Origin of the sequence: Streptomyces sp. NPDC079141, from assembly GCF_040686775.1 — a bacterium.
Classification (GTDB): Bacteria; Actinomycetota; Actinomycetes; order Streptomycetales; family Streptomycetaceae; genus Streptomyces.
Genome location: NZ_JBFBLP010000012.1, coordinates 141683 through 157187 on the forward strand (window position 1 = coordinate 141683; position 15505 = coordinate 157187).

The 15505-nt window shown below is 72.5% G+C and carries 12 protein-coding genes and 1 pseudogene; 9 read left to right on the forward strand and 4 right to left on the reverse strand.

From position 1 onward, the window contains the following. Window positions 1-49: 49 nt before the first annotated feature. Window positions 50-2494, reverse strand: coding sequence for a SulP family inorganic anion transporter (locus AB0Q90_RS28685; protein ID WP_363161028.1), 2445 nt, complete (start codon window positions 2492-2494; stop codon window positions 50-52). Between the two features lie 337 nt (window positions 2495-2831). Between AB0Q90_RS28685 and AB0Q90_RS28690 the strand changes: the two genes are divergently transcribed. Next, window positions 2832-4106 carry a hypothetical protein gene (locus tag AB0Q90_RS28690; protein WP_363161027.1) on the forward strand — a complete coding sequence of 425 codons (1275 nt, stop codon included), beginning with the start codon at window positions 2832-2834 and terminating at the stop codon, window positions 4104-4106. A 3-nt stretch (window positions 4107-4109) separates the two neighbouring features. On the opposite strand, the gene AB0Q90_RS28695 is transcribed toward AB0Q90_RS28690, so the two are convergent. After that, window positions 4110-5090, reverse strand: coding sequence for an ATP-binding protein (locus AB0Q90_RS28695; RefSeq protein ID WP_363161026.1), 981 nt, complete (start codon window positions 5088-5090; stop codon window positions 4110-4112). A gap of 101 nt (window positions 5091-5191) precedes the next feature. On the opposite strand from AB0Q90_RS28695, the gene AB0Q90_RS28700 reads away from it, so the two are divergent. Next, entirely contained in the window at window positions 5192-6016 is an 825-nt protein-coding gene (locus tag AB0Q90_RS28700) for an oxidoreductase (RefSeq protein ID WP_363161025.1), read from the forward strand. Between the two features lie 389 nt (window positions 6017-6405). Here the strand turns inward: AB0Q90_RS28700 and AB0Q90_RS28705 are convergent, their stop codons facing one another. Continuing rightward, the gene (locus tag AB0Q90_RS28705; protein ID WP_363161024.1) at window positions 6406-7239 is read right to left on the reverse strand and encodes an HAD-IB family hydrolase; all 834 of its coding nucleotides are present in this window, start codon (window positions 7237-7239) and stop codon (window positions 6406-6408) included. A gap of 584 nt (window positions 7240-7823) precedes the next feature. Between AB0Q90_RS28705 and ssd the strand changes: the two genes are divergently transcribed. From ssd to AB0Q90_RS28740, 7 genes and pseudogenes are all read left to right on the forward strand, one after another. Then, entirely contained in the window at window positions 7824-8927 is a 1104-nt protein-coding gene (gene ssd / locus AB0Q90_RS28710; protein WP_363161023.1) for a septum site-determining protein Ssd, read from the forward strand. After that, complete coding sequence (locus tag AB0Q90_RS28715) at window positions 8924-10177, forward strand: TadA family conjugal transfer-associated ATPase (RefSeq protein ID WP_363161022.1); 1254 nt, start codon at window positions 8924-8926, stop codon at window positions 10175-10177. The genes ssd and AB0Q90_RS28715 overlap by 4 nt, the downstream gene beginning before the upstream one ends. Beyond that, on the forward strand, window positions 10174-11043 hold the full coding sequence (locus AB0Q90_RS28720) for a type II secretion system F family protein (RefSeq protein WP_363161021.1): 870 nt from the start codon (window positions 10174-10176) through the stop codon (window positions 11041-11043). The genes AB0Q90_RS28715 and AB0Q90_RS28720 overlap by 4 nt, the downstream gene beginning before the upstream one ends. Window positions 11044-11137: 94 nt before the next feature. After that, window positions 11138-11926 carry a type II secretion system F family protein gene (locus AB0Q90_RS28725; RefSeq protein WP_363161020.1) on the forward strand — a complete coding sequence of 263 codons (789 nt, stop codon included), beginning with the start codon at window positions 11138-11140 and terminating at the stop codon, window positions 11924-11926. A 68-nt stretch (window positions 11927-11994) separates the two neighbouring features. Next, entirely contained in the window at window positions 11995-12204 is a 210-nt protein-coding gene (locus tag AB0Q90_RS28730; protein ID WP_363161019.1) for a DUF4244 domain-containing protein, read from the forward strand. Next, entirely contained in the window at window positions 12191-12559 is a 369-nt protein-coding gene (locus AB0Q90_RS28735; protein ID WP_363161018.1) for a TadE family type IV pilus minor pilin, read from the forward strand. Before AB0Q90_RS28730 ends, AB0Q90_RS28735 begins: the two co-directional genes overlap by 14 nt. Further along, window positions 12556-12969, forward strand: a pseudogene (locus AB0Q90_RS28740) (Rv3654c family TadE-like protein); the annotation flags it as partial. The gene AB0Q90_RS28735 and the pseudogene AB0Q90_RS28740, both read left to right, overlap by 4 nt. On the opposite strand, the gene AB0Q90_RS28745 reads toward AB0Q90_RS28740, so the two are convergent. After that, the gene (locus tag AB0Q90_RS28745) at window positions 12920-15460 is read right to left on the reverse strand and encodes a DEAD/DEAH box helicase (protein WP_363161017.1); all 2541 of its coding nucleotides are present in this window, start codon (window positions 15458-15460) and stop codon (window positions 12920-12922) included. The pseudogene AB0Q90_RS28740 and the gene AB0Q90_RS28745 sit on opposite strands and share 50 nt — an antisense overlap. Window positions 15461-15505 lie beyond the last annotated feature (45 nt).

Consider the following 15505-nt stretch of genomic DNA (forward strand, 5'->3'; position numbering starts at 1 on the left):
CGGGCATCCCGGTCGGTGCCGACGCCCGGGGTGCCCGTCCCGCGGAGCGCTACGCCGGACTGCGCAGGTCCTCCACGCCGGCCACGTGGTCGAACACGTCGTCCGCGCCCGCCCTGGTGAGCAGGTAGGCCTGCGCCTCGCCCACGTGGAAGTACATCCCGTGCAGTTCCAACTCCCCCTTCCGCAGGGCACGGGCCACCGACTCGTGGGCCCGCAGATGCTCCAACTGCTGGACCACATTGGTCAGACAGAGCTGCTCGACCGCGTCGGCCGGTGCCCGCCCGGCGAGCCTGGCCCAGGGCCGGCTGTCGTCGGCCATGCGCTCCAGGCTCGGCAGGCCATGCCGCAGCCACCGCTTGAGCGGGGTCTGGGCGCCGCCGGGTTCGGAGTTGAGCAGCGCCTGCATGGCCCCGCACCCGGAGTGTCCGCACACCGTGATGGACCGCACCTGCAGCACGTCCACCGCGTACTCGATCGCGGCCGCGACCGAGTCGTCCCCGCTCTCCTCACCGGGCTGGGGGCAGCTCCCGGTGTTGGCCGGGGGAGGCACCAGGTTGCCCACGTTGCGCACCACGAAGAGGTCACCGGGACCACTGGAGGTGATCATCGAGGTGACGAGACGCGAGTCGGCACAGGTGAGGAAGAGCTGGGAGGGCCGCTGTCCCTCGCGGGCCAGACGGGCCAGCTCGCCTCGCACCAGGGGAGCGGTATTGCGCTGGAACGCACTGATGCCACGCGCCAGTTCATGCCCGCTCGGCCCGGATGCGCCGGTCCCGTCGCTCGCACCGGGGCCGGGCGACGATCCGGTGTCCTCGGGCACCGCCATCGGTCGCTCGCACTGGTGGTTGCGCCAGGGCGTCCAGGGGCTGCAACGGCAGCCGGTGGGAGCGGTCGCCTCGACGGCCCCGGAGTCGGCGCTCGGGTCGGCGGCGGCTCCGGGCTCGGCGATGCGGACTCCGGCGCGGCGGCCGGTCAGCTCGACGGAGCCTCCCTGCGCGGTGTGCGTGTTCTGCCAGTCCTGCAAGGACTCGTAGGCCGCGTGGTCCATGAAGGACCCGTCCAACTCCACGACCACTCGGGTCCCTTGGGGCACGAGATGCAGGGCACGGCTGAGCCGCGGCACCGCGAGGAACGTCAACTGTCCTCGGACATGTACGTAATGGACTCCTTCCTTCTCGTCGTGGGTGATCCGGGTGCGGGCGAGGCGGTGCAGGGAGACGGTGACGGCCATGGCGATCCCGAGCGCCACGCCCTCCAGGACGCCGAGGAAGACCACGCCGGTGATGGTGACGGCGTAGACCAGCACTTCGCGGTGGCGGGTCACCGTGCGGATGTGGTGCAGGGACACCATCTGGATGCCGACGGCCATCACCAGGGCGGCGAGCGAGGCGAGCGGGATGAGCTCCAGGATCGGGACCATCAGCAGCGCGGCGACTACTACGAGAACGCCGTGCAGCATCGTGGAGTTCCGGCTCACGGCACCGGCTTGAACATTTGCCGAACTGCGCACGGCCACACCGGCGACGGGCAGTCCCCCGAGGCCGCCGGAGACGATGTTGGCCGCGCCCTGCCCGAGCAGTTCGCGGTCGAGGTCGGAGCGGCCGACACGGGTGGTCAGGCCCGGGCGGCCGGTCACCAGCTTGTCCACGGCGACCGCGCCGAGCAGCGACTGCACGCTGCACACCAGGGTGACGGTCAGCACCGCGGCGACCAGACCCAGCACCGGGCCCTCGGGGAGCCCGGCCAGCGCGTGACTGCTCCAGGACGGCAGGTCGACCTTGGGCAGGTGGAGCCCGGCGAGCGAGGCGGTCGCGGTGGCGCCGGCGACCGCGACGAGCGCGGCCGGGATCCCGCGCAGCAGACGTCCGGCCCGGCCGGGGATCCGCGGCCAGAGCAGCAGCAGGGTGAGGGTCAGCGCGCTCACCGACAGGGCGGCCGGATGCAGGTCGGCCAACTGGGCGGGCAGCGCACGCAGGTTGGCGGGGACGGAGCTCTGCGGGGTGCCGCCGAGGACGATGTGCAGTTGGGCGACGGCGATGGTGACGCCGATACCGGCGAGCATGCCGTGCACGATGGCGGGGCTGACCGCGAGCGCGGTGCGCGCCACGCGCAGGAAGCCCAGGCCGAGTTGGGTGAGTCCGGCGAGAACGGTGATGGCGCAGGTGGTCCGCCAGCCGTAGCGCTGGATGAGGTCGGCGGTGACCACCGTGAGACCGGCGGCGGGGCCGCTGACCTGGAGCGGGGAGCCGCCGATCCGGCCGGCGACGAGTCCGCCGACGGCGGCCGCGACGAGGCCTGCCTGGAGGGGGGCTCCGGTGGCCAGGGCGATGCCGAGGGACAGGGGCAGGGCGATCAGGAAGACCGCGATGGACGCGGAGACATCGGCACCGGCGACACGGAAGCGGCGGGGCCGGGTCGGGGGCGGACTGTGGGGTGGGTGGGGGCGCTTGGTCCGAGTGGGGTCGGTGGCGCGGGTGGGGACGCAGGCTGACATGGTTCCCGTCTCCTCCGGGGCAGCGCGGTCGCGGGTCTGGCGGTCCCCCGTCGGATGGCGGGGGGTCGGGTCGCGGCCGTGGGTCACGGCGTGCAGCGGCGGGATGATTCAACGCTCGGTAAACGGATCGTAATGCAGAGTAAAGGGCGGGCATAGATTTTCCAGGCAAATGGGTGAATACCTCGCCCGGAAGAGTGATGGGGATCTTTGATCGGCTTGTCGTACTAATTCCTTCTCGGTCCCGTGCGACCTTGGCGGCGCTGTCGGCATTTCCGGCAGATCACTAGAAAACGCCATTGCCGGCGTTGGCCTGAGAGAAGGAAGAGGTGGGCGGAACATGGCCGCCACCCAGAGGATCGCCGCGGGCGCCGTGGTCGCCGCGGTCTGTGCCGCATCACTCGCCGGTTGCGCCCTCGGCACCGACGGTTCCAAGGCAGGGGCCCCCGGCCCGCAGAAGGCGAAGCCGGCCCAGGCGCCGCCCAGGAGCCCGGTCCGGCTGATCGGCGACGGCTCGACCTCGTACACCGGCGCCCAGCCGTACCTGCCCAGACCCGAGCGGCTGAAGCCCGGTCAGAAACCGCCGCAGTTCGTGGTGTTCTCCTGGGACGGCGCGGGCGAGGACGGCCAGCGGCTGTTCTCCCACTTCCGCAAGGTCGCCAAGGCCAACAACGCGACGATGACGTACTTCCTGAGCGGCGTGTACATGCTGCCGGAGCACAAGCGCGACCTGTACCGGCCGCCGCAGCACTCCCCGGGCCGCTCCGACATCGGCTTCAACGACGAGCAGGGCATCGCTGACACCGTCAAGCAGCTGCGCGGGGCGTGGCTGGAGGGCAACGAGGTGGGCACCCACTTCAACGGCCACTTCTGCGGCCGGGGCGGCGGTGTCGGCGAGTGGTCGGTGCAGGACTGGAAGGACGAGATCGCCCAGGCGAAGCAGTTCGTGAAGTCCTGGAAGACCAACACCGGTATGACGAAGGCGGCAGCGCTGCCCTTCGACTACGACAAGGAGCTCGTCGGCGCCCGCACACCGTGCCTGGAGGGCCGGAAGAACTTCATGAAGGCGGCCCGCGACCTGGGCTTCCGCTACGACACCAGCGGCGTCAACAACCAGCTCTGGCCGAAGAAGGAGGAAGGCCTGTGGGACCTGTCGATGCAGCTCGTGCCGTTCCCCGGCCACTCCTACGAGCAGCTGACCATGGACTACAACTTCATGGTCAACCAGTCCGGCACCACCAGCCAGGGCGACCCGGACAAGTACGAGTTCTGGGGCGACCAGATGCGTGACGGACTGCTGGGGGGCTTCAACCGCGCCTACGACGGCAACCGGGCGCCCCTGATCATCGGCAACCACTTCGAGTCCTGGAACGGCGGCACCTACATGCGGGCCGTCGAGGAGGTCATCGAGCAGGTGTGCACCAAGTCCGAGGTGCGCTGTGTGTCGTTCCGTCAGCTCGCCGACTGGCTGGACGCCCAGGACCCGCAGGTCCTGGCGAAGCTCAACACGCTGAAGGTCGGCGAGGCCCCGCAACAGGGCTGGGCGTCCTTCCTGTCGGGCCGCCCCGCCCCGGCGCCGAAGGGCGTGCCCGGGGCGCCGGCGGCAAGGCCCTGACCGTCACGCCAGAGCGGTGACGCCCTCACCGAGGACGAAGGAGGGGTCGACCTGCGCGGCCAGGTCGGCCCCGGTCCGCTCGTTGCCCCACGACTGTGCGTTCTTCAGGTGGAAGTGCACCATCTGGCGTGTGTAGCGCTCCCAGTCCCGCACCTCGTACGTGGCATCGGCGGCCGACCGCAGCTCCCGCAGGGCGCGGCGGTTGGCGTCCTCCAGGCGGTCGAACCGGGGCGGGCGGCCCTTCTCCATGGCGCGCACCCAGTCCGAGTGCCCGACCGTCACGAGCAGGTCGTCCCCGACCTCGGCGCGGAGGAAGTCGAGGTCGTCCTGACCCTGCACCTTGTTGCCGACGACCTTCAGGGTGACGCCGAAGTCGCGGGCGTACTCCTTGTACTGGCGATAGACGGAGACCCCCTTCCGGGTCGGCTCGGCGACGAGGAACGTGATGTCGAAGCGGGTGAACATGCCTGAGGCGAAGGAGTCCGAGCCGGCGGTCATGTCGACCACGACGTACTCGTCACGCCCGTCCACCAGGTGGTTCAGGCACAGCTCCACCGCTCCTGTCTTGGAGTGGTAGCAGGCAACCCCCAGGTCGGCGTCCGTGAAGGGCCCGGTGACCATCAAACGGACGGCGCCGCCGTCGAGTTCCACCGGCCTGGCGCAGGCGTCGTAGACCGGGTTGTCCTCGCGCACCCGCAGCAGACGCGAGCCCTCGCCGGGCGGGGTCGTCTTGATCATCGTCTCGGCCGACGCGATGCGCGGGTTGGAGCCGCGCAGGTAGTCCTTGATCAACGGCAGCCGGTCGCCCATCGCGGGCAGGGCGGCCGCCTCGGACTCGTCGAGGCCGAGCGCGGCCCCCAGGTGCTGGTTGATGTCGGCGTCGACCGCGACCACCGGCGCTCCGGCGGCTGCGAGATGCCGGATGAACAGGGAGGACAGGGTCGTCTTGCCGCTGCCGCCCTTCCCGACGAAAGCAATTTTCATGTTCACCAAGGGTAGTGCCGCAGTCGCCGTACGTGGCAGGCGGACGTGAAGAAGGCCACTCGATCGTGGGGCGGTGCCGGGAGGTGCGTAATGTCGTACTCATGAGTACGACAGGCGCGTCCGCCGATCCGCTCGCGGCCCTGGGCTCGCTGCCCGGTGTGGCCGAGTCCGTGGAGTCCGTGCGCAAGGCCGTGGACCGGGTCTACGGGCACCGGATCATGCGGCGCCGCAGCAACGCGATCACCTCCGAGGCCGCGCTGCGCGGCGCCCGGGGTTCCGCCGCGCTGTCCGGTGCCGACTGGGCCCTCGAAGAGGTGCGCCGGCGTACCGACTTCAGTGGTGACGAAGAGGCGCGGGTCGTGGGCGCGTCCCTGCGGCTGACCGCCGAGGCGGGTCAACTGCTGTCCATCTGGCGGCAGTCGCCGCTGCGGGTGCTGGCGCGCCTGCACCTGGTGGCGGCGGCGACCAACGGCCCCGAGGTCGGGCGTCCGCGGCAGGCGGGCGAGCCGGTCGACGAGCCGCTGATCAAGCTGCCGCTGCCGAGCGCGGCGGAGGTACACGGACGGCTGGAGGGCCTGTCCGAGCTGATCATCGCGGGGGGCTCCGCCCCGGCGCTGGTGACGGCCGCCGTCGTGCACGGCGAGCTGCTGGCGCTGCGCCCCTTCACGTCCCACAACGGCCTGGTCGCGCGCGCGGCCGAGCGGATCGTCCTGGTGGGCAGCGGCCTCGACCCGAAGTCCGTCTGTCCGGCGGAGGTCGGTCACGCCGAACTCGGCCGGGCGGCCTATCTGGCGGCGCTCGACGGGTACGTCTCCGGCACTCCGGAGGGCGTGGCCGCCTGGATCGAGCACTGCGGCAAGGCGGTCGGGCTCGGTGCGCGTGAGTCGACGGCGGTGTGCGAGGCGCTCCAGCGGGGCGCGGCCTAGACGGAAAAGGCCCCCGAACAGGGGGCCTCAACGGGTTGCGGCGGTACGAGTATTCGTACCGCCGCTGGCATGTCCACCCGGTTACCAAGCGTCCTCGATATGTTGCCCATCAGGTCGGGAGCTTTGCCCGTGACCTGGTGCGGCTGGCCCGTAATCGACGGGTCGACGTCGCGTGGGTGCCCAGTGTTCATGCTCGGTCCGTGGGGCCAAATTGCGTTTTTAAGGTGATCCTTTCGGATGTCCTTGGTCTCGCGGGCCGTTGACTCCTTTGTACTCCAGGCATGGGGCAAGCGGAAGTCCTGGCTGCAGTTCTTTACTTTTAGGTTCAAACAGGATGTAAACGGGCGCCGGTATTGCGAACGGCCCGAGTGTGGTGGCGAACGCGCAGGTCAAATGAGTGCGGCGCGGCGGCGGCTGGCGTACCAGACGAGACCCGCGGTGGCTGCCGCGGCGCCTATGGCCGCCGCCGCGACGAGCGCCGGACGGGCCGGTACGGAGAGCGCGGGCAGCCGCTGCTTGAGCCGCACCGGCCGGTGGAAGTCGAGAATCGGCCACCCGCGCGCGAGGGCTTCGCGGCGTAGTGCGCGGTCCGGGTTCACGGCGTGCGGATGGCCGACCGACTTCAGCATCGGCAGGTCGGTCGCCGAGTCGCTGTAGGCGTAGCACCGCGAGAGGTCGTATCCCTCGGACTCGGCCAGCTCCTTGATGGCCTCGGCCTTCGTCGGGCCGTACGCGTAGTACTCCACCTCTCCGGTGAAGCAGCCGTCGTCGCCCACCACCATGCGCGTGGCCACCACGCGGTCCGCGCCCAGCAGTTCGCCGATCGGCTCGACCACCTCGGCGCCCGACGTGGACACGATCACCACGTCGCGGCCGGCGGTGTGGTGCTCCTCGATGAGGGAGGCGGCCTCGTCGTAGATGATCGGGTCGATCAGGTCGTGGAGGGTCTCGGCGACGAGTTCCTTGACCTGTTCGACGTTCCAGCCGCGGCACAGCGCGGAGAGGTACTCGCGCATGCGCTCCATCTGGTCGTGGTCGGCGCCGCCCGCGAGGAAGACGAACTGGACATAGGCGGTCCGCAGGACGGCCCTGCGGTTGATCAGTCCGCCTTGGTAGAACGACTTGCTGAACGTGAGCGTGCTCGACTTCGCAATGACCGTCTTGTCCAGGTCAAAGAAGGCAGCTGTGCGGGGCAAGGAGTGGTTTTCCACGACCCCGAGCATAGGCGCAGCCCATTCGGCGTAAGGTGGGGCGCGTGGGTTTGCCTGAGAGGGCTCTCGGGTACACCATGGAAGTCACGGATCGTTCGCGACCGTGCTAACCCGGCCCGGCTCCTCCCCCCCCGAGTCGGCCGTGGAGACGACCCCCGCTCTCCCCCCCGGCGGGGGTCGTCGCATGTCCGGGTGGGTTTTCCCCTTCTGTTCGTGACCGTGAGGTCGCATCGAGGCGGCTGTAGCCGCCTCTTCGACATGCCCATGATCCGTCACTGTGCGTAGTTGACGCGCTGCTCTGCGGAAGCCGTACGGAGACCAGTACAGGGGTCACCGGTATGGGTGATGGCGATATTCACAACCGCGGAGTTGTCCACAGTTTTCGACCAAGATCCACACGATTTCCGGCATCGCTGCACCGTGATTCCAACGCGTCCCGCCGGCGTCGAGTTCATGGCCGGTTCCGGTTAGTCGGGCGCGTTTGGCCGGTTCGTATCGGCCGCTCATATGGAGACCGGACGCCGGTTCTTCACACGTTTGGGAATCGCGGGGCCGCAGGGGCTGCGCGAGAGATGCAGCGAAGGGGGACCCAAGCCATGACCGCAGCCGTCACACATGATCCACCGCCCGCCGCCTCGGGGCAGCCGGGCGCACCGCTGATCGTCACCGAGGACGCCGACCTGCTGGACGACCTGCTGCGCCTGTGCGCGGCCGCCGGCGCCACACCCGAGGTCCATCACGGAATTCCGGAACCCAGAGGCAACTGGGAGGCCGCACCGCTCGTCCTGGTCGGCGACGACGCGGCCCGCCGCGTGCGGGGAGCCGCCCGCAGGCGCGGAGTGGTGCTGGTCGGCCGGGACCAGGACGACTCCGGGGTCTGGCGCCGGGCCGTCGAGATCGGCGCCGACCATGTCCTGATGCTGCCCGACGGGGAGCAGTGGCTGGTCGACCGCATCGCCGACGTGGCCGAGGGAGTGGGCCGGCCCGCACTCACCGTGGGCGTCATCGGCGGCCGAGGCGGGGCCGGCGCGTCCACGCTGGCCTGCGCGCTGGCGGTCACCTCCGCGCGCGAGGGACTGCGCACCCTGCTGGTGGACGCCGATCCCCTGGGAGGCGGACTCGATGTAGTCCTAGGCGGCGAGACGGCCGAGGGGCTGCGCTGGCCCGCGTTCGCCGCCTCGCGCGGGCGGGTCGGCGGCGGCGCCCTGGAGGAGTCGCTGCCCCGGCTGCACTCGCTGAGGGTGCTCAGCTGGGACCGCGGAGACTGCGTCGCCGTTCCGCCGCAGGCCGTACGGGCGGTGCTGGCCGCCGCCCGCCGCCGTGGCGGCACCGTCGTGGTCGATCTGCCGCGCCGCCTCGACGACGGGGTCGCCGAGGCGCTCGCCCAGCTCGACCTCGGGATCCTCGTGGTCCCCGCCGAGCTGCGAGCCGTCGCGGCCGCGGGCCGCGTTGCCTCCGCGGTCGGAATGGTGCTGGGGGACCTGCGGGTCGCGGTGCGCGGGCCGTACGCGCCCGGACTCGACGACCGTGAGGTGGCCCGGCTCCTCGGACTGCCCCTGGCCGGCGAAGTGCCCGTCGAGTCCGGCCTGCTGCGGCCCCACGGGAGCAAGTCCCCGCCCGCCGCGGCGGGCCGCGGACCACTGGCCCGATTCTGCAAGGGGTTCTGGGAGCGGGCGTTGCTGGAGGCGGGGGCCGTATGAACGCGATCTCGGGACCTGACGCAGCCGACATGTCGGTGGAACTGCTCGACGGGGTGCGCCGCAGACTGGCCGAGAGCGGGGCCGAACCGACGCCCGCGCGCGTGGCGCAGGCCCTGCGGGAACAGGGGCGGGTGCTCGGGGACGCCGAAGTCCTCGGAGCCGCCGACCGGTTGAGGTCCGAACTGATCGGCAGCGGACCGCTGGAACCGCTGCTCGCCGACCCCTCGGTGACCGACGTACTCGTGTCGGCCCCGGACCGGGTCTGGGTGGACCGCGGCCGCGGACTGGAGCTGACCGGCGTCTCCTTCCCCGACGCGGCGGCCGTACGACGCCTTGCGCAGCGCCTGGCCGCGGTGGCCGGACGCCGGCTCGACGACGCACGGCCCTGGGCCGACGCCCGACTGCCCGACGGAACCCGCCTGCACGCCGTGCTGCCCCCGGTGGCCGTCGGCTGCACCTGCCTCTCGCTCCGGGTCGTACGGCCGCGCGCGTTCACGCTCGACGAACTGGTGGGCGCGGGCACGGTGCCGCCGGGCGGGGACCGCGTCCTCGGGGCGCTCGTCCGGGCACGGCTGTCGTTCCTGATCAGCGGTGGGACCGGCAGCGGCAAGACCACACTGCTGAGCGCACTGCTCGGGCTCGTCGGGCCGGGCGAACGGATCGTCCTCGCCGAGGACTCGGCGGAGCTGCGGCCCGACCATCCGCACGTCGTACGGCTGGAGAGCAGACCCGCCAACCAGGAGGGCGCAGGGCTCGTCACGCTCCAGGACCTTGTGCGGCAGGCCCTGCGGATGCGGCCGGACCGGCTGGTCGTGGGCGAGGTCCGGGGACCGGAGGTGGTCCATCTGCTGGCCGCGCTCAACACGGGGCACGAGGGCGGCTGCGGGACCGTCCATGCCAATGCGGGGGCCGATGTACCGGCCCGGCTGGAGGCGCTCGGCACGGCGGCCGGGCTCGACCGGGCCGCGCTGCACAGCCAGTTGGCGGCCGCGCTGTCGGTGGTCCTGCATCTCGTGCGGGACCGGGCCGGGCGGCGGCGGGTCGCCGAGGTGCATGTGCTGGAACGGGAGCCGTCGGGGCTGGTGCGGACGGTGCCGGCGCTGCGGTGGGGCCCGCGGGCGTTCGTGCCGGAGCGGGGATGGGAGCGGCTGCGGGGGCTGCTTCGCGGTGGGGGAGGCGAGTTGGACGAGTCGGCCGACCGGGGGGACGGCGTGGTGATCGGGACGGGTGACGGGGGGACGGAGCGGTGATCGGGACGGGTGAGGCGGCGACGGGCGCGGCCCTGGTGTGCGTGGCCGCGACCGCGTGGGCGCTGGGCGAGCGGCGTTCCCAGGCGCGGCGGGCGCAACTGCTGCTCGCGGGCGGCGGGACGGTGGGCGTGGGACCGCCCGCCTGGCGGCACCTGGCCGGTGAGGTACGGCGCGCCCGTGGGCGACTGCGGGCCGAGTGGTGGGCGCCGGCCGTCGGGCTCGTGGTGGCGATGCTGGGCGCCTCGGTGCTCCCGCTCGTCGCCGGGGCGGCCGGGGTGCCGTTGCTGCGGCGGATGCGGCTGGCCGGGGAGGCGCGGCGCGCGCGGGAACGGCGCGGGGACGCGGTGATCGCGCTGTGCGCGGCGCTCGCCGGGGAGGTGCGTGCCGGACGGCAGCCGGGGGAGGCGCTGCTGCGCGCCGCCCACGACTCGGGCGGGCTCGGCGACGCTCAGCCGGCGGTGCTGGCGGCGGCGCGCTTCGGCGGCGACGTCCCGGGCGCGTTGGCGGTGGCGGCGCGCCGACCGGGTGCCGACGGGCTGCTGGGGCTCGCGGCGTGCTGGCGGGTGGCCGTGGACCAGGGCGCGGGGCTCGCGGCGGGACTGGACCGCCTGGAAGCCGCACTGCGCGCGGAACGGGACCAACGTGCCGATCTGCGAGCGCAGTTGGCGGGCGCCCGCTCCACGGTCGCGATGCTCGCCGGGCTGCCGGTCCTCGGCCTCCTCCTCGGCGCGGTCATGGGCGCCGATCCGCTGGGCGTGCTGCTGCACTCCGGGGCGGGGCTCGGGTGCCTGTTCGCCGGTGGGCTGTTGGAGGGGCTGGGGATGTGGTGGGCGCTGCGGATTGTGCAGGGGGCGGAGGTGGTGTGAGGGGGCGGCGGCGATGAGGGAGCGGCGGGCGAGGGAGGGCCCGAGTGGAGATGCGGAGGCGTGACGTGCGGAGGCAGGCATGGCGGGAGGCGTGGTGAGTGCGGAGGTTGTCCACAGGCTGGGGGTAGTTGTGGGGGTCGTGCTGGCAGTCGGGTGGTTGGCGCGATGGGTGGCGTCGGTGCGGCGCGAGCGGAGAGTTCGGCGCCGGGTGGCGGAGTTGCTGGCCGTCGCGGAGGCGGCACCGGTCCGTGCGCGGTTCGAGGCGCGGGGCGTGCTGCGGCGATGGCTGCCCGCGGTGGCGGTGGTGGGTGCCGGGTGGGTGCTGGTCGGCGGAGTCGTCGGGGCCGTGGTCGGGGTGACGGCGGCGGCCGTGATGGAGCGATGGCTCGGCCGGCGGGCCGCTGCCGGAGCCGGGGCGGCTTACGACCCCGCGGAGGTGGCACGGCAACTACCGCTCGCCGCCGATCTGTTGGCGGCCTGTATCGCGGCCGGCGCCGGACCGGTGGTTGCAGCCCAGGCCGTGGGTGAGGCACTGGGCGGACCGGTGGGGGAGGCGCTGGCGCGCGGGTCGGCGGAGGTACGGCTCGGCGGCGAACCGGGCGCCGCTTGGCGGACGTTGGCCGCACTGCCCGGGGCCGAGGCGCTGGCCAGGTTGCTGGAGCGGGCCGATGTGTCCGGGCTGCCGGCGGCCGCGCCTGTCGCGCGGCTCGCCGCGGACGCCCGCGCCGACTGGGCCCGCGCGGCGACCGCCCGGGCACGACGGGCGGCGGTCATGGTCACCGCGCCGGTGGGGCTGTGCTTCCTGCCCGCGTTCATCGCGGTCGGAGTCCTGCCCGTGGTGATCGGGCTGGCAGGCGGCGTGCTGGGAGGGGGTGGCCACTGACCGAGGCGACAGGACGCAGGAACTGAACGGTTCGACGGACAACGGAACGAATCCTTACGGGGGTTGAGATGTACAAGGCAGTACGGGCACGGATGCGTGCCGTGGTGTGCAGGGCACGGGCGGCACGGCGGGACGGGGGGATGGTCACCTCCGAGTACGCGATGGGAATCGTCGCGGCGGTCGCGTTCGCGGTGGTCCTCTACAAGGTGGTGACCAGCGGGCAGGTCAGTGCGGAACTCCAGGCCATCGTGAAACGGGCGCTCGATGCGCGGATGTGAGCGGCGCCGGCGCGACCGAGGGTTCGTGACGGCGGAGTCGGCCGTGGTGATGCCCGTCCTGATCATGTTCGCGATGGCACTGGTGTGGGGCCTGCTCGTGGTCGCCGCGCAGATCCAGTGCGTGGACGCGGCACGGACGGGCGCCCGCGCGGCGGCCCGCCAGGACCCGGCCGACGCCGTCGTCGAGGTGACGCGCGAGGCCGCACCGGCGGGCGCGAAGGTCACGGTGAGCCGCAACGGGGGCCGCGTCCGGGTGGTCGTCGTGGCGAAGCCGGCGGTGCTGCGGGGACTGCCCTTCGAGGTACGGGAGGAGGCCGTGGCGGCGGCTGAGGAGATGACGGGAGCGGAGAGATGAGAGCGCAGTCGGGCCGCCGCCCGCGGCGCATCGGCCGCATCGGGCCCATTGTCGAACGCCGGTACTCGGACCGGGGTTCCGCCACTGTCTGGAGTGTCGCCGCGCTCGCTGTCCTGTGCGTGGTCTTCGGTGCCGTGCTCGCCCTGGGCCAGGCCGTGGTGACCCGGCACCGTGCGGCCGGCGGTGCGGACCTCGCGGCGCTCGCCGCGGCGGACCACTGGGCCGAGGGCGCCGCGGCGGCCTGCGCCCGGGCGGACCGCGTGGCCCGGGCCCAGGGCACCCGGCTCGTGCGGTGCGCGCTCGTGGGCGACGTCTCGGACGTGACGGCGGCGTCCGGCAGGGGACCGTTCGCGGCGGAGGTCAGGGCACGGGCGGGGCCTGCGGGGCCGGCTCCGGGGACTGGGACGGGGATGGGGACTGGGCCGACTCCGGGGCCTGGGCCTGGGTCTCTTCCGTCGGCGCCCCCCGCAACAGCACCGTGAGCAGCCGTACGGCACCCCTCTTGTGGAGCGGATCGTTGCCGTTGCCGCACTTGGGGGACTGGATGCAGGACGGGCAGCCGGCCTCGCACTCGCAGGAGGCGATGGCCTGACGGGTGGCGGTGAGCCAGGCGCGGGCCGTGTGGAAGGCGCGCTCCGCGAAGCCCGCGCCGCCGGGATGGCCGTCGTAGACGAAGACCGTGGGGAGGAGGGTGTCGGGGTGGAGGGGGATCGAGACGCCGCCGATGTCCCAGCGGTCGCAGGTGGCGAAGAGGGGCAGCAGGCCGATCGAGGCGTGCTCGGCGGCGTGCAGGGCGCCGCCGAGGATCTCCGGGTTGATCCGGGCCTCGTCGAGCTGGTCCTCGGTGACCGTCCACCACACCGCGCGCGTGCGCAGCGTACGAGGAGGGAGGTCGAGTTTCGTCTCGCCCAGGACCTCGCCGGTGATCAGGCGCCGGCGGAGGAAGGAGACCACTTGGTTGGTGACCTCGACGGAGCCGTAGCAGAGGCGTCCGTCGCCCCACGGGATCTCGGTGTCCGTCTCCAGGACGGAGATCGACGTCGTGTCGCGGGCGACCGTCGCGTACGAGGGGCTCGCCTCCTCGACCAGGGCGACGGAGTCCTCCAGGTCCAGGCTGCGCACCAGATACGTACGGCCCTGGTGCAGATGGACCGCGCCCTCGTGCACCGTCGTGTGCGCGGCGCCCGCGTCGACCGTGCCGAGCAGCCGGCCGGTGCCGGACTCGACGACCTGGACCGGCCGTCCGCCCTCGCCGCGGATGTCGGTGAGGTCGGCGGCCCGTTCCCGGCGGGTCCAGTGCCAGGCCTTCGTCCGGCGGCGCAGCAGCTTCGCGGCCTCCAACTGGGGCAGGAGGCTCTCGGTTTCGGGGCCGAACAGTTCCAGATCGTCGTCGGTCAACGGGAGTTCGGCGGCCGCCGCGCACAAGTGCGGAGCCAGGACATACGGGTTGTCGGGGTCGAGGACCGTCGACTCGACCGGCCGGTCGAACAGGGCCTCGGGGTGGTGGACCAGGAAGGTGTCCAGCGGGTCGTCCCGGGCGACCAGGACCGCCAGCGCGCCCTGGCCGGAGCGGCCGGCCCGGCCCGCCTGCTGCCACAGGGACGCGCGGGTGCCCGGATACCCGGCGATCACCACCGCGTCCAGGCCGGAGACATCGATGCCGAGCTCCAGGGCGGTCGTCGCGGCGAGGCCCAGCAACTCTCCGGAGTGGAGGGCCTGTTCCAGGGCGCGGCGCTCCTCGGGGAGATAGCCGCCGCGGTAGGCCGCGACACGCCGGGCGAGGGAGCGGTCGACCTCGGCGAGGCGCTCCTGGGCGATCACCGAGATCAGCTCGGCACCGCGCCGGGAGCGGACGAAGGCGACCGTTCGGATGCCCTGCACGGCGAGGTCGGTCAGCAGGTCGGCCGTCTCGGCGGTGGCGGTGCGGCGGACCGGGGCGCCCTTCTCGCCCTGCATCTCGGTGAGCGGAGGCTCCCAGAGGGCGAACACCAGTTCACCGCGCGGTGAGGCGTCGTCGGCCACCTCCACCACCGGCAGGCCGGTCAGGCGCCGCGCGGCCACCGAGGGCTCGGCGGCGGTCGCGGAGGCCAGCAGGAAGACGGGGGAGGCGCCGTAGCGGGCGCACAGGCGGCGCAGGCGGCGCAGCACCTGGGCGACATGGGAGCCGAAGACCCCGCGATAGGTGTGGCACTCGTCGATGACGACGTACTTCAGCGCCTTCAGGAAGGAGGACCAGCGGGGGTGGGAGGGCAGGATCCCGCGGTGCAGCATGTCCGGGTTGGTCAGGACGTAGTTGGCGTACTGGCGGATCCACTCGCGTTCCTCGAACGGCGTGTCCCCGTCGTACACGGCTGGTCGAACAGAATTGCCCAGCGGTTGTGAAAGTTCCTTCACCGAACGGCACTGATCCGCCGCGAGAGCCTTCGTGGGTGCCAGGTACAGGGCGGTGGCGCCCCGGCCGTTCGGGGCCTCGGAGCCGTCCAGGAGCGTCGAGAGCACGGGTGCGAGATAGGCCAGCGACTTGCCGGACGCGGTGCCGGTGGCGACGACCACGGAGTCGCCGTCCAGGGCGTGCTCGGCGGCGCGTGCCTGGTGGGCCCAGGGGTGTTCGATCCCCGCGGCCTGTACGGCGGCGATGACCTCCGTTCGGATCCGGTCAGGCCAGACGGCATGGCGGCCCTCGCGCGGGGGCACATGCTCCGTATGAGTGATGCGCGAAGCTCGGCTCGGCCCCGCGGCCAGCCGGCCCAGGACCGTGCCCGGGTCCGCCCGGGAGACGGGGTCCGTCGAGGATCGATCGGATCGGTGATTCTTGGCCATCGGCACCGAGTGTGTCACTGGCGTGACGGACAATGGGACCAAGGCGTCGTGCACGCCTGCCGGTAAGTGATTGAATGCCATCGCGGCTGGCGAACCGTCCTGGGACTGCAAGCCGAGGTGTCCCGA

Bases quoted from the DNA above. Each gene is read 5' to 3' on its own strand.
- AB0Q90_RS28685 (WP_363161028.1), bottom strand. From the start codon at position 2,494: ATGTCAGCCTGCGTCCCCACCCGCGCCACCGACCCCACTCGGACCAAG.
- AB0Q90_RS28690 (WP_363161027.1), top strand. From the start codon at position 2,832: ATGGCCGCCACCCAGAGGATCGCCGCGGGCGCCGTGGTCGCCGCGGTC.
- AB0Q90_RS28695 (WP_363161026.1), bottom strand. From the start codon at position 5,090: ATGAAAATTGCTTTCGTCGGGAAGGGCGGCAGCGGCAAGACGACCCTG.
- AB0Q90_RS28700 (WP_363161025.1), top strand. From the start codon at position 5,192: ATGAGTACGACAGGCGCGTCCGCCGATCCGCTCGCGGCCCTGGGCTCG.
- AB0Q90_RS28705 (WP_363161024.1), bottom strand. From the start codon at position 7,239: ATGCTCGGGGTCGTGGAAAACCACTCCTTGCCCCGCACAGCTGCCTTC.
- ssd (WP_363161023.1), top strand. From the start codon at position 7,824: ATGACCGCAGCCGTCACACATGATCCACCGCCCGCCGCCTCGGGGCAG.
- AB0Q90_RS28715 (WP_363161022.1), top strand. From the start codon at position 8,924: ATGAACGCGATCTCGGGACCTGACGCAGCCGACATGTCGGTGGAACTG.
- AB0Q90_RS28730 (WP_363161019.1), top strand. From the start codon at position 11,995: ATGTACAAGGCAGTACGGGCACGGATGCGTGCCGTGGTGTGCAGGGCA.
- AB0Q90_RS28735 (WP_363161018.1), top strand. From the start codon at position 12,191: ATGCGCGGATGTGAGCGGCGCCGGCGCGACCGAGGGTTCGTGACGGCG.
- AB0Q90_RS28745 (WP_363161017.1), bottom strand. From the start codon at position 15,460: ATGGCATTCAATCACTTACCGGCAGGCGTGCACGACGCCTTGGTCCCA.